Raw genomic sequence first — 12,877 nt, forward strand, 5'->3', positions numbered from 1 at the left:
TTTTCTTTTTGCGATCATCCCTGATCGCGAGAATCAAACGGGTAGCAGGCCGTGGCTGCGCAGCAGGGCTTCCGGCTCCGGTTTGCGGCCACGGAAAGCGACGAAGCTTTCCAGCGCGGGGCGGCTGGCGCCCACGGAGAGCACTTCGCGGCGGAAGCGCGCACCGGTGTCGGGATCGATCACGCTGCCGCCGAGTTTCGACGCATCCTCGAACGCGCCGAACGCGTCGGCGCTGAGCAGCTCGGCCCACAGGTAGCTGTAGTAACCCGCCGCGTAGCCGCCCGCGAAGATGTGCGAGAACGCATGCGGGAAGCGCTGCCACGCCGGCGGGTGCAGCACCGCCACCTGTTTGCGCGCCTGTTCGAGCACGGCCAGCGCGCGCGCGCCTTCGGCGGGGTCGTAGCCGAGGTGCAGGCTGAAGTCGAACAGCGCGAACTCCAGCTGGCGCACCAGGAACAGGCCCGCGTGGAAGTGCCGCGCCGCAAGCATGCGCTGGAACAGTTCCTCCGGCAGCGCTTCGCCGGTCTGCCAGTGGCGCGCGAACAGGTCCAGCGCCTCGCGGTTCCAGCCGAAGTTCTCCATGAACTGGCTGGGCAGTTCCACCGCGTCCCATTCCACGCCGTCGATGCCGCCGATCGAGGGCAGGGCGATTTCGGTGAGCAGGTGGTGCAGGCCGTGGCCGAATTCGTGGAACAGGGTCAGCACGTCGTCGTGGGTGAGCAGCGCGGGACGGCCTTCGGTGGGCGGCGCGAAGTTGCAAGTGAGGAAGGCCACCGGCAACTGCTTCGCCTCGCCGTCGTCGAAGCGGGCGCGGCAGACGTCCATCCACGCGCCGCCGCGCTTGCCGTTGCGCGCGTAGAGGTCGACGTAGGCGCCGGCGAACACGCGGCCGTCGGCATCCTTCACGTCGTAGTAGCGCACGTCGGGATGCCACACGTCGACGCCTTCGCGTTGGGCAAGCGTGATGCCGTAGAGCTTGTGCGTGATCGCCCACAGGCCGTCCATCACCGCGGGCAGCGGGAAGTAGGGCTTGAGCTGTTCCTCGTCCAGTTCGTAGTTCTTCTGGCGCAGCTTCTCGGAGGCGTAGCCGACGTCCCAGGATTCCAGGTTGTCCAGCTCGAGTTCCTCGTGCGCGAACTGGCGCAGCGTGGCCAGCTCGCGCTGCGCCACCGGCTTCGCGCGTACCGCGAGGTCGTGCAGGAACTCCATCACCCCGGCCGGCGAGCCGGCCATCTTGGTGGCCAGCGATTCCTCCGCCGCGTTGGCGAAGCCGAGCAGCTGCGCGGCCTCGTGGCGCAGCGCCATGATCTGCTCGATGCGCGCGGAGTTGTCGTACTTGCCGGCGTGCGGCCCCTGGTCGGATGCGCGCGTCTGGTAGGCCCAGTACACGCGCTCGCGCAGGCCGCGGTTGTCGGCGTAGGTGAGTACGGCCTGCACGCTGGGTTGCTTCAGCGTGACCAGGTAGCCGTCCAGCTCCTGCTCCCTGGCGTACTGGCGCAGCACCGCAAGGCCGGATTCGGGGATGCCGGCGAGGTCGCGCTCGTCGGTGACGTGCTCGTGCCAGGCGTCGGTGGCGTCCAGCACCGCGTTGGAGAACTCGGTGGAAAGCTTCGACAACTCCACGCCAATCTCGCGGAAGCGCGTGCGCGCGGGTTCTTCCAGCGACACGCCGGAAAGCCTGAAGTCGCGCAGTGCGTGTTCCACCAGCACGCGTTCGGGGCGCGGTAGCGTGGCGAAAGCCGGCGCATCGGCCACCGCCTGCACGGCGGCATACAGATCGCGATTCTGGCCCTGCGCGATCGCATGCTCGGTGAGTTTCTCCTCGGCCGGGCCATAGGCCTCGCGCAACGCTGGGCCGTCGACCACCGAATGCAGGTGCGACACCGGCGCCCAGGCGCGTGCAAGGCGCTGGCCCAGGCGCTCCTGCGCCAGCATCACGTGGGCGAAGTCACGCGGGGCGCCGGGGGCGGTGAGCTCGGCGATCGCCGCATCGTCGGCGGCGAGGATCTCGGCGATGGCCGGCGCGATATGCTCGGGGCGGATGCGGGAAAACGCCGGCAGCGTGTCGTCGGCCAGCAGCGGGTTGTCTTGGTTCATGGCGGCTCCTTTTCGACGCAAAGCGTGGCGAGCGGGAGGGGCGAAAGCAAGCCACCTCGTTGGCCACTCCGGCGCAGGCCGGACAAGCGCGAAGCGCGCAGGATGCCTGAAGGGCGGCCCCGAAGGGGCGAGCGCAGCGAGTCATCCAGTGGCGATCCCGCTCGTTCGAACCATGCCGTTGCTGGATCCCGGCCTGCGCCGGGATGACGAGCGGGGAGCGGGGCCATCCGGTGTTCCCTACAATGCGCGCATGAACAGCCTGCGCAGCTACAAGGGCATCGTCCCTGTCCTCGGCGAACGCGTCTACATCGACCCCGCCGCCACCGTGATCGGCGACGTGATACTGGGCGACGACGTGTCGCTCTGGCCCGGCACGGTACTGCGCGGCGACGTGAACCACATCCGCGTGGGCGCGCGCACGAACATCCAGGACGGCGCGATCGTGCACGTGGCGCACGCCGGCCCCTATGGCCCGGGCTACCCCTGCCTGATCGGCGCTGACGTCACCATCGGCCATGCCGCGGTGGTGCATGCCTGCACCATCGAGGACGGCTGCCTGATCGGCATGCACGCCAGCGTGCTCGACGGCGCGGTGGTGAAAAGGCATGCCTTCGTCGGCGCCGGCGCGCTGGTCCCGCCGGGCAAGGTGGTGGGCGAACGCGAGCTGTGGCTGGGCAACCCGGCGAAGTTCGTGCGTGTGCTCAGCAACGCGCAGGTCGAGCAGCTGATCTACTCCGCCGCGCACTACGTGCGGGTGAAGGACGATTACCTCGCCGGCTGAACGACCTCACTGCAAAGCCGGCGCCTGCCGTGCGGCCATCGCCGCGGCTTGCTCGGCATGCTTGCGGCCCAGCAGCGCCCGCTGGGCATCGAGGTAGCCGCCGAGCAGGGCGAGTTTGTAGTCGCTGGCATTCAGCTCGTCGTGCGCGGGGTCGTACCTGTAGTTGCCGGCATCGTAGGCGCGCAGCAGCTGCAGCTCGCGCTGCGCCTCGTCGAGGTCACCCGCGGCGATGGTGTGCTCGACATCCTCGCAGGCCGGCTTGAACAGGTCGCGCAGCGCACCCAGCGCGGTGCGGTTGCCCGGTTCGAGCTGCAGCACGCTGAAGTAGAACTCGAACGCATTGCTGCCCACCGGCGCCACGCGTCGGCCGTCGTGCCGCGCGTCGGCGGCAAGGCCGAGCAGGATGTGCACGCCGTTGTCGTCGGGCGACGACGCCGTGGCGGCACGGGCATTCCAATGCCACCAGCCGCCGCCGGCCAGCATCAAGAGCAGAACGCCGCCCAGCCAGACCGGGCGGCGCGAGAAGAACGAAGCGAGATTTTGCATGACACCCGTGCCTGACCGGAACCGCGGTCGCGGCCGTCCCGAAGAACGGCCGCGACGTTGACGGCAAGCTAGCGGCGCATCATGTCAACGTGATGACTCGCGCGCTCACCAGCCGGGCGTATCGCCCTGCCAAGGCGAACCGTCCGGATGGCTGAACCAGGACACGCCGTTCTGCCCACCGGGGCAACCCTTGCCGGTGCCATACGCCGTCACTGCGCCCGATGCCGACGCCACGTCGGCGCGGTAGCAGCTGCCCAGCGAATCGCGGAACGCAAACGTCTGCGAACTGGCTTGGCCGGTATGACCGGTGAAGTTGCCGCTGGCGTCGAAGTCCAGCGTGTCGGCGCTGTTTACCGTGTTCTCCACCTTGTCCGCATACAGCGGGAAGCCGTAGAACCCGCTGGCGCGGTCCAGCCGGTAACCCTGCTTCACCGTGGTAGCCACGGTCGCGCTGCCATCCGCGGCAACCTGTTCGTTGTAGTCGAGGTGGAAGGGATAGCGCACGTGTTGCGTGTACGAGGTGCCATCGCTGCTGCTGCTGGTGCCGTCCATCGAGGTGTGCTGGTCGATGACCTGCACGTAGGCGGTCGCGTTGTTGGTGAAGGCCTGCGCGTTGCTGAAGCCCACGGTCTGGTCCACCGTGTTCTGCACGCGGCCGTGCGAGGTGTTGGCGTAGCCCTGGATCACGAAGTGGCGCGAGAGCCGGGTGGTGATGTCGCCGTTGCCGGTGCTGTCCAGCGTGCTGCTGATGGTGGACGTGGGCGACTGGCCGGCCAGGGTGTTGCGCGTCACGCTGCCGGTGACCTGCTTGCTGTGGCTGTCCTGGTACACCAGCAGGGTAGCGGCGGTGGAGAAGTAGTTGTTCGCGCCGGCCACGCTCAAGGCCACCGTGTGCTGCGCGCCGTCACTGAGCACGCCCGCGAACGGGCTGAGGTCGACGCGGTACGGCATGAAGTTCAGCGTCTGCACGCCGGTGACCGGCCGCCACAGGAAGGGATCGATGCCGCCGGTGAAGATCCACGGATACACCGGCGCCACGCCTGCGGGCTGGCCGTCGATGCTCACCTCGGCCTCGCGGAAATTGCCGCCGCCGCAATCGTTCACCGCGACGGCGTACTGGTCGGGCACGCAGGTGTACCAGAACTCGTCGGCGTTCTGGCTTTGCGCGAACACGTCGAGGTAGGCGTGTTCCACGTTGCGCGGCAGGGCCAGCGTCTTCGACAACTGGTCAGTGGAGGAGGACAGGTTGGTGACGCTGCCCACCGGGTCGCTGCCCAGCGGAATCACCTGGTCGGGCACGCGCGGTGCGGGTGCGCGTGCCGAGGCCGGATAGAACAGCAGCTTCGCGCTGCCGTTGATCACGCCGGTATAGGTGCTGTCCACCAGGTTCCACAGGATCGCCTGGCCCTGGCCCGCGTTCTGCAACAGCGCGCTGTAGTCGGTGAGGTCGCGCTCCACGTGCCAGCTCGGCGCCACCGTGGACGAAGGCTCTTCGGTGGTGCCGAAGAACAGGTTCACGCCGCCCAGCCAGATCGAGGCGGTGCGGTCGTACTGCACGCCCGCGGTCACCGAGAAATCCGCCTCCAGCACCACCTTGGCCCACTTCGTGCCGCAACCGGCAGGCGGCGTGTAGCTGTAGGGGCGGGTGCCGAAATCGTTGAACACGTCGTTCTGGAACAGTTGCACCACGCAGGGCGTGCCCGGCGGGCGCGGCACCGCCGGGTCGGCGGTGGTCACATTGGTCGAACCGACCGGATTGCCGCCGGTGGCGGCGAATGCGTTGCTGGCAAACCACGACAGCCCGGCGATGGCCAGGCAACGACTCAACATTCCCATCCGCAGCATGCTGTTTCCCCTCGCTTGCGGGCCTGCCGGCAACCATCGCGTGGTCCTGGACAAGCCCTGCCACCCCCTGCATCGACGATGCTGGCACCGGGATTTTTAGACGGGGTCAAATCCGGCCACGTGTTTTCTTGCGGCGCTTCAGGAAGCCTGGCTCGTCATTCCGGCGAAAGCCGGAATGACGGGCAAAAGAAGCGCTCAGCCGGCGCGCAGCGACTGGTACACCGGCTCGGTGTCGGGCCGCCGGCCATGCCACAGCTCAAATGCCTCGGCCGCCTGTTCGACCAGCATGCCGAGGCCATCCCAGGCGTGGCGCGCACCGGCGGCCTTCGCCCAGGCGACGAAATCGATCGCCGCCGTGCCGTAGGCGAGGTCGTAGCAAAGCGCGCGCGCGCCGACCAGCGACATCGGCAGTTTCAGCCCGCTGCCCAGCACGCCGGCCGAGGTGGCGTTGAGGATCAGGTCGTAGCTGCCGAGGTCGGCGAGGTCGTCCCAGTAGCGGGTATGCACGCGTGCCGGTTCGCCGATCGCGTCGGCCAGCGCATCGGCGGTTTCCGGCGTGCGGTTGACGATGGTGAGCGTCTGCACGCCCGCATCCAGCAGCGACCACGCCACCGCGCGCGCCGCGCCGCCGGCGCCCAGCAGCAGCGCGTCGTGGCCGCGCAGGTCCGCGCGGTGGCGTTCGGTGAGGTCCCGCACCAGGCCGGCGCCGTCGGTGTTGTGCGCGGCCAGCCGGCCGTCGGGCAGGCGGGTGAGCACGTTCGCCGTGCCGGCGCGCGTGGCCGCCACGCTGCGCTCGTCTGCCAGCGCGAAGGCCGCGCCCTTGTGCGGCAGGGTGACATTGGCGCCGACGCCACCCGCGGCGAAGAACGCGCGCACCGCTTCGGCGAAAGCCTCCGGCGCCGCGTCGATGGTGCGGTACTCCAACGCGATGCCGAACTGCCGCGCGAAACCCTGGTGGATGCGCGGCGACAGCGAATGCGCGATCGGATGACCGAACACGGCGAACTGGAAAGGCTGGCTCATGCAATGCTCCTGGAATGGACGGCCATTCTGACTCCGCTCTCCCGCTTGCGGGAGAGGGTCGGGGGAGCGGGAATTTCCAGCAGTCGCAAGCCGTGAGATGCGCCGCCGGCATGCTGCATCCATCGCCGCGAGGAAACCGCCATGCGCATCGCCACCATCGACCGCCACCGCCACGAACACCTGCTGGCCATCGCCCTGTCGTGGCTCGCCGTCGGCAGCACGTTGCTCCTGACCACCCTGGTGCCGGCGCATAACGCGCTGCTGGGCTGGGCGCCGTTGCTTTGGCTGTCCGCAGCGCCACTGACGCTGTTGCTGATCCTCGAACCCGGCCTGCCGCGCGCGCTGCTCACGCTGCGACGCGCGCGGCGCCATTGATTCCATCTGGCAGTGGAAGGGCCCGTCGCCGCAGGGAAGCGGCGCCCGGTGCACCTCAGGCGCCGACGCCCTGCCGCTTGCGTTCCATACGGCGCAGGAATTCGCGCATAACGCTGAGGTACAGCTCGTCGCCGAGGCACTCGTCCTCGACGCCGGCGTCGATGGAAGGATTGTCGTTCACCTCGATCACCACCGGCTTGTCCCCCACGCGCTTGATGTCCACGCCGTAGAAGCCGTTGCCCACGGCCTGGGTGGCCTTGAGCGCCAGCTTCACCACGTCGGATGGGGCGTTTCCGATGGGCAGGGTCTCCGACTCGCCGGTCCTCGACGCGCCCTTGGCGCCATGGTTGTAGATCTGCCAGTGGCCGCGCGACATGAAGTATTTGCAGGCATACAGGGGCTCGCCGTTGAGCACGCCGATGCGCCAGTCGAATTCGGTGTAGACGAATTCCTGCGCCAGCAGCAGCGCGCTGTGCTGGAACAGCTCCGTGGTGGCCCTGGCCAGCGCGGTCTCGTCCTCCACCTTCACCACCCCGCGCGAGAACGAGCCATCGGGAATCTTCAGCACCAGCGGGTAGCCGAGTTTCCCCGCGACGTCCCGCAGGCCGCGCGCGTCGTCGCGGTAGAGGATCTCGGTGCGCGGCACGGCGAGCTTGCGCGACACCATCAGGTCGTTGAGGAAGATCTTGTTCGTGCAGCGCAGGATCGAGGTGGGATCGTCGATCACCACCATGCCTTCCTTCTCCGCGCGGTGCGCGAAGCGGTAGGTGTGGTTGTCGCTGGCGGTGGTCTCGCGGATGAACAGGCCGTCGTATTCGGCGAGGCGCTGGTAGTCGTTCTTGCCGATGGGGTCGACTTCGATGCCCAGCTCCTTGCCGGCCGCGATGAACGCCTTCTGCGCGCGCTTGTTCGACGGCGGCATGGCTTCGTGCGGATCGACCAGCATGGCGATGTCGTAGCGGAACTGCTTGCGCGCCTTGGGCTTGCGCCACAGCTTCTTGCTGAAGCGGTCGAGTTCCTCGGCGAAGGCGTCTTCCTGCGCATCGTCCAGCGTGTGCAGGCCCACCGGCTTGATCGCGCTGGTCTGCCACACGCGGTCGCGCTCGAACTCGATGCGCAGCAGCGGGCAGGGGAACATTTCGAACACCTGCCGCGCCAGGTCCTGCAGCGCCGGCTGCGAGGTCTGCCCGAAGTAGACGAGGATGCCGAAGTCGGTGGTGTCGCGCCCGCCCGCGGGCAGGAAACGGGTGAGCTTGGTGTTGAGGTCCTCGATCTCCAGGCCATACAGCGAGCGGCGGCGCAGGTCGTTCACCGTGCGCACCGACGGCATCACCTTGTGCCCGCGCGCCTCGGCCAGCAGCGACACGTAGTAGCCGGTACCGAGGTACTTGTAGCTGCGGCAGAGGTTGATGACGTGGGTGCGCTCGTCGTCGACGCCGACGGTTTCGCGCAGGTAGTCCGCTGCGGTCACCACGTCGGCGGACGGGTAATAGACGCCCCAGTCGGAGGCTTTCTCGACCACGATGACCAGACGGGCCATGTCACCACTCAGGCTTGCGATTGCAGGGGCGCCCTGCAGGCAAGGCGATGAGCGCGCAGTGTCGCACAGCACGAACGCACACCGGGGCGTGGCACTGAATCCTTGCTAAGCATGCGACCCGCCGCGATTGCCGCAGCGTCGCCGGGCCACTACAGTCCGCCGGCTTGCCGCCGTGCGCGCGTCCGATCAAGGGAATCCATCGACATGCCGCCAACCAACGTGCGCGTCCGCTCCGCCGAGCTTTCCGACCTCGACGACCTGGTCGCGCTGGAAGAGCACAGCTTCACCAGCGACCGGTTGAGCCGCGCGCAGTTCCGTCGTCACCTCGACAGCGACAGCGCGAAGGTGCTGGTGGCCAGCACCGGGCCGCATCGCTTCCTCGGCACGGCCGTGGTGTTCTTCCGCAAGCGCAGCGGCGTGGCGCGGTTGTACTCCATCGCCACCCACCATGCCACGCGCGGCCAGGGCGTGGGCTCGGCCCTGCTCGATGCCGTGGAACAACTCGCGCGCCGGCGCCGTTGCCGCGCATTGCGGCTGGAAGTGCGCGCCGACAACACCGGCGCGGTCCGCCTCTACGAGCGCCTTGGCTACCGCCGCCTGTGCGCGCTCGCGAAGTACTACGAGGATGGCGCCGACGGATGGCGCTACGAAAAGCCGCTGGACTGAAAGCGCCACGGCCCCGTCGCCAGCGCGACGAGGCCGCGTGCCGGCCGTGCAGGCGTTACTTGTGGTTCTGGTTCGCCGCTTCCGCCGCCGCCTTGAGCTCGCGGTTGGCCTGGTCGAGCAGGTCCTTCGCCTTCGCCGCGTGGCCGTCCATGTCCCATTCGTTCGCCTGCTGCGCGGCGACGATGCGCTGGTAGGCCTTGTCGGTGAGCTTCTGCGCGGCGGCGATGTTCGGATGGCGGCTGCCGCTGACGTCGCGCACCGGCTGCGCGGCGAAGGCGCTGGCGGCGGTGGCCGCCAGCGCGGCGGTCAAGATGGCTTGCGTGAGCTTGTTCATGGGCCTCTCCCGGGTTGAGTGAACGCCACGGGACGGCGGCCCGCCAAGGTCGCGCCGCCGTGGCGAGGCGAATCTAGCGCGGACGCCGTACAAGTTCCTGCGACGGCCTTTGCCCGATCCCCGGCGCTAGCCGCCCAGCGGCGAACCGATGCGCCGCTCGGTGGCCGCATCCGGTCGCGCCACCAGTGCGCCGGCACCCGAAAGGCTCAGGCTGTAGTGGCCGCCGTCGACCAGCGGCAGGAAGGCGCCGCTGCCGTAGACCGCGTCCACCATCGGCAACGCGCGCGGGTATTGCCGGTGCAGGTCGAGCAGGTCGAAACCATCGGCGGAACCGAGCGCCACCACGGTGCGCGGCGCGTACTGCTCCTGTGTCGCGTCGTCGTAGCGGCCGTCGATGCGGTCGAGGCGATACAGCGGCGGCAGGCCGGCGAGCAGTTTCCACTTCAGCACCACGGCTTCCACGCGCCAGTCGTCGCCGGCCAGTTGTACCTGGCGCGTGGCGCCGTCGGGCCAGGCCAGGGTGACGGCCCAGCGCTGCGGCGAAAGGATGTGCGCGTCGATCTCCACCACCGGCGTTTCCTCGTCCAGCAGGCGATAGCCGCGCAAGGCCCAGCCGCCGACGCCGAGCAGCACGCTGAGCACGAGGCACACCGCGCACAGCAGCCCGTGCCAGCCGGCGGCCAGGCGCGCACCGGCATCGAGGCGGCGGCGCAGCATCACCAGTTGCAGCAGGCAGGCCAGCAGCAGGATCGCGGCGAGCACCAGCAGCACGGTCGCGGGCAGGCGCAACAGCTCGATCGGGTTCATCGGGGTTTCCGTGGGGAAAGGCGCGCATGATAAGCCGCCGCGATGCGCTCGCTATACTGCGGCATCACGTTTCCCACAGGTGTACGCCCATGCGCCGTCCGTTGCTGCCGCTGCTTTGCCTCGCCATCGCCATGCTCGCCGGCTGCGGCAACAAGGGCCCGCTGTACCTGCCGAACAATCCGAATCCGCCGGTGCATGTGCCGCCCAGGCCCGCACCGGCACCGTCCGCCACGGCCACCGGCCCGGCGCCGGATGCCCCGACGGCGACGGGCAGCGCCCCCATCTCGGCCAGCAGCAGCGCCACGCACTGAGCTTCGCCGATGCTGCGCTTCTCCAAGATGCACGGCCTGGGCAACGACTTCGTCGTGCTCGATTGCCGCGCCACGCCGTTCGCGCTGGACGAAGCGGGCATCCGGGCGCTGGCGGACCGCCGCACCGGCGTGGGTTTCGACCAGTTGCTTAGCGTCGAGCCGGCGCGCGATCCGTCCTGCGCGTTCTACTACGGCATCTGGAACACCGACGGCTCGCCCGCGCGCCAGTGCGGCAACGGCGTGCGCTGCGTGGCGGCGTGGCTGCATCGCGCCGGCGCGCTGGCGGCAGGCGAGCCTGTCCGGCTGGAAAGCCCGTCCGGCCCGGTGGCGGTACGCCTGCTTTCCGCGCACGAAGTCACCGTGGACATGGGCGAACCGCGGTTCGATCCGGCGCGGATTCCGTTCGCGGCAGAACACGAAGCGATGCGTTACGTGATCGAGGTCGATGGCACGACGCTGGAGATCGGCGCGGTATCGATGGGCAATCCGCATGCGGTGGTGCCGGCAGACGGGCTGGCCGACGGTGCCGCGGAACGGCTGGGCCCGGCGCTCACCACGCATCCGCGTTTCGCCCAGGGCGCGAACACCGGCTTCGTCGAACGCCTTTCCCGCGACCACCTGAAACTGCGCGTGCACGAACGCGGCGTGGGCTGGACGCTCGCCTGCGGCACCGGCGCCTGCGCGGCGATGGCGGTCCTGCGCCAGCGTGGCGAGGTGGACGGGCAGGTGCGCGTGGACTTGCCCGGCGGCGCGCTGCGCATAGCCTGGCAGGGTCCAGGCCACACGCTGTGGATGACCGGCCCGGCGGCGTTCGCGTTCGAAGGCGAATGGCCGGGAGCCTGAGCGGCAGAAGCCGCTCGGGCTACCGGATTGATCCCACCGCGCGTCCATCGCACACTCGCCGCATGACCGCAGCAGGAAACCGCGCATGAACGCCCCCTTGTCCGACGACACCATCGATGCCGTCGCCGTCGCGGCTTACCTGAAGCGGCACCCTTCCTTCCTCACCGATTATCCCGAGCTGGCCGCGCAACTCACCATGCCGCGCGAGCAGGGCACGGTGTCCTCGCTGGCCGCATACCAGTCGCAGCAACTGCGCGAGAAGAACGCGGAGCTGGAGCGCCGCCTCGCCGAGCTCACCGCCATCGCCGCCGACAACGAAAAGCTGATGGAGCGCGTGCACGCGCTCACCGTGGCGCTGCTGCGCGCGAACACGCTGGAGGTGACCACGCGCACCGTGATCGCCAAGCTCAACGAGAATTTCCACACCGAGCAGGTGCGCTTGCTGCTGTTCGGCCGCCACGCCGACCTGCCGCGTTCGGCCTGGCTGCGCCAGGTGGGCGGCGGGGCCGCCGAGCTGCCCGAACTGGCCGAGCTGCTGCAACGGCACGAGCCCGTTTCCGGCCGCCTGTCGCCCGACAAGCTGGCGCAGCTGTTCGGCGACGAGGCGGCATCGATCCGCTCGACGGCGCTGATACCGCTGGGCAACGCCGGCATCCTCGCCATCGGCAGCCACGACCCCGATCGCTTCCAGCCCGGCATGGGCACGCTGTTCCTCAAGATGATCGCCGCCACCGTCACCGCCGCACTGGCGCGGGCGCGGGACATCGCCTGAGCGGCGCATGACACCCGCGCAACAGGTCGAAGCCTGGCTCGACCGCCTCGCCGGCGAGCGACAGGCTTCACCGCATACGGTGGATGGCTATCGCCGCGACCTCGCCAAGCTCACCGCATGGATGGAAGCACAGGGCATCGCCGGCTTCGACGCCCTGGAGCCGAACCGCCTGCGCCAGTTCGTGGCCACGCAACATCGCGCCGGCCTCTCGCCGAAAAGCCTGCAGCGCCTGCTTTCGTCCTGCCGCAGCCTGTTCCGCCAGCTGACCCGCGAAGGCGCGCTGGCGCACGACCCGCTGGCCGGCGTGCGCGGCCCCAAGGTGCATCGCAAGCTGCCCGTGGTGCTGGACGTGGACGAAGCCAGCACGCTGGTGGAAGCCGGCGGCGACGGCGCGCTGGCCCCGCGCGACCGCGCGATGCTGGAACTGTTCTATTCCAGCGGCCTGCGCCTGTCCGAACTGGTCGGCCTGCGCTGGGGCGACCTCGATCTCGACGGCGGCGAAGTGCGCGTGCTGGGCAAGGGCCGCAAGATGCGCATCGTGCCGGTGGGCCGGCACGCCGTGGCCGCGTTGCGTGCGCTGGGCGAAACCACCGGCAAGGCGCCGGAATCGCCGGTGTTCCGCGGCCGCGGCGGCGCCGCCATCAACCCGCGCACCGTGCAGGTGCGGCTGCGCAAGCTCGCGCTCGCCAACGGCTTCGCCAAGCATGTGCATCCGCACCTGCTGCGCCACACCTTCGCCAGCCACATGCTGGAATCCTCCGGCGACCTGCGCGCGGTGCAGGAGCTGCTGGGCCACGCCGACATCGCCACCACGCAGATCTACACTCACCTGGATTTCCAGCACCTGGCGAAGGTGTATGACGCGGCGCATCCGCGGGCTCGGAGAAAGTAACGCGCTTGTTGCGTTTGCCCCTTCTCCCCTTTGGGGAGCACGCGG

General features: G+C 69.1%; 14 protein-coding genes. 7 read left to right on the plus strand and 7 right to left on the minus strand.

All coding sequences use genetic code 11. The annotated features are described in order from the left end of the window. Window positions 1–33: 33 nt before the first annotated feature. Entirely contained in the window at window positions 34–2,097 is a 2,064-nt protein-coding gene (locus IHE47_RS17065) for a M3 family metallopeptidase (RefSeq protein WP_192108077.1), read from the minus strand. A gap of 250 nt (window positions 2,098–2,347) precedes the next feature. Between IHE47_RS17065 and IHE47_RS17070 the strand changes: the two genes are divergently transcribed. Continuing rightward, window positions 2,348–2,878, plus strand: a complete 531-nt coding sequence (locus tag IHE47_RS17070; protein WP_192108079.1) for a gamma carbonic anhydrase family protein — start codon at window positions 2,348–2,350, stop codon at window positions 2,876–2,878. Between the two features lie 6 nt (window positions 2,879–2,884). On the opposite strand, the gene IHE47_RS17075 is transcribed toward IHE47_RS17070, so the two are convergent. The 3 genes from IHE47_RS17075 to aroE form a co-directional block, all read right to left on the minus strand. Then, a complete protein-coding gene (locus IHE47_RS17075) occupies window positions 2,885–3,424 on the minus strand; it encodes an energy transducer TonB (protein WP_192108081.1) in 540 nt (179 codons plus the stop codon). Between the two features lie 105 nt (window positions 3,425–3,529). After that, window positions 3,530–5,251 (minus strand): peptide-N4-asparagine amidase, encoded by a 1,722-nt coding sequence (locus tag IHE47_RS17080; protein WP_225562039.1) that lies wholly within the window; start codon window positions 5,249–5,251, stop codon window positions 3,530–3,532. A gap of 213 nt (window positions 5,252–5,464) precedes the next feature. Further along, window positions 5,465–6,292, minus strand: a complete 828-nt coding sequence (gene aroE, locus IHE47_RS17085) for a shikimate dehydrogenase (protein WP_192108085.1) — start codon at window positions 6,290–6,292, stop codon at window positions 5,465–5,467. Window positions 6,293–6,433: 141 nt separating this feature from the next. Between aroE and IHE47_RS17090 the strand changes: the two genes are divergently transcribed. Beyond that, a complete protein-coding gene (locus IHE47_RS17090) occupies window positions 6,434–6,667 on the plus strand; it encodes a hypothetical protein (protein ID WP_192108087.1) in 234 nt (77 codons plus the stop codon). A 55-nt stretch (window positions 6,668–6,722) separates the two neighbouring features. On the opposite strand, the gene IHE47_RS17095 is transcribed toward IHE47_RS17090, so the two are convergent. After that, window positions 6,723–8,207 carry a RimK family protein gene (locus IHE47_RS17095; protein WP_192108089.1) on the minus strand — a complete coding sequence of 495 codons (1,485 nt, stop codon included), beginning with the start codon at window positions 8,205–8,207 and terminating at the stop codon, window positions 6,723–6,725. Window positions 8,208–8,411: 204 nt separating this feature from the next. On the opposite strand from IHE47_RS17095, the gene IHE47_RS17100 reads away from it, so the two are divergent. Beyond that, window positions 8,412–8,873 carry a GNAT family N-acetyltransferase gene (locus IHE47_RS17100; protein WP_192108091.1) on the plus strand — a complete coding sequence of 154 codons (462 nt, stop codon included), beginning with the start codon at window positions 8,412–8,414 and terminating at the stop codon, window positions 8,871–8,873. A gap of 55 nt (window positions 8,874–8,928) precedes the next feature. Here IHE47_RS17100 and IHE47_RS17105 read toward each other — a convergent pair whose 3' ends face one another. Both IHE47_RS17105 and IHE47_RS17110 read right to left on the minus strand, forming a co-directional pair. Beyond that, window positions 8,929–9,207, minus strand: a complete 279-nt coding sequence (locus IHE47_RS17105; protein WP_192108093.1) for a hypothetical protein — start codon at window positions 9,205–9,207, stop codon at window positions 8,929–8,931. Window positions 9,208–9,333: 126 nt separating this feature from the next. Next, window positions 9,334–10,014, minus strand: a complete 681-nt coding sequence (locus IHE47_RS17110; RefSeq protein ID WP_192108095.1) for a hypothetical protein — start codon at window positions 10,012–10,014, stop codon at window positions 9,334–9,336. Between the two features lie 89 nt (window positions 10,015–10,103). Between IHE47_RS17110 and IHE47_RS17115 the strand changes: the two genes are divergently transcribed. The 4 genes from IHE47_RS17115 to xerC all read left to right on the plus strand — a co-directional run bounded on the left by IHE47_RS17115 (window position 10,104) and on the right by xerC (window position 12,832). Continuing rightward, window positions 10,104–10,325, plus strand: a complete 222-nt coding sequence (locus IHE47_RS17115; RefSeq protein WP_192108097.1) for a lipoprotein — start codon at window positions 10,104–10,106, stop codon at window positions 10,323–10,325. Between the two features lie 9 nt (window positions 10,326–10,334). After that, window positions 10,335–11,168, plus strand: coding sequence for a diaminopimelate epimerase (gene dapF, locus IHE47_RS17120; protein ID WP_192108100.1), 834 nt, complete (start codon window positions 10,335–10,337; stop codon window positions 11,166–11,168). A gap of 85 nt (window positions 11,169–11,253) precedes the next feature. After that, window positions 11,254–11,940: a DUF484 family protein gene (locus IHE47_RS17125; protein ID WP_192108101.1), complete on the plus strand. Its 687-nt coding sequence runs from the start codon at window positions 11,254–11,256 to the stop codon at window positions 11,938–11,940. Window positions 11,941–11,947: 7 nt separating this feature from the next. After that, the gene (xerC, locus tag IHE47_RS17130) at window positions 11,948–12,832 is read left to right on the plus strand and encodes a tyrosine recombinase XerC (RefSeq protein WP_192108103.1); all 885 of its coding nucleotides are present in this window, start codon (window positions 11,948–11,950) and stop codon (window positions 12,830–12,832) included. Window positions 12,833–12,877 lie beyond the last annotated feature (45 nt).

The organism is Rhodanobacter sp. DHB23, assembly GCF_014842975.1.
Taxonomy (GTDB): Bacteria; Pseudomonadota; Gammaproteobacteria; order Xanthomonadales; family Rhodanobacteraceae; genus Rhodanobacter_A.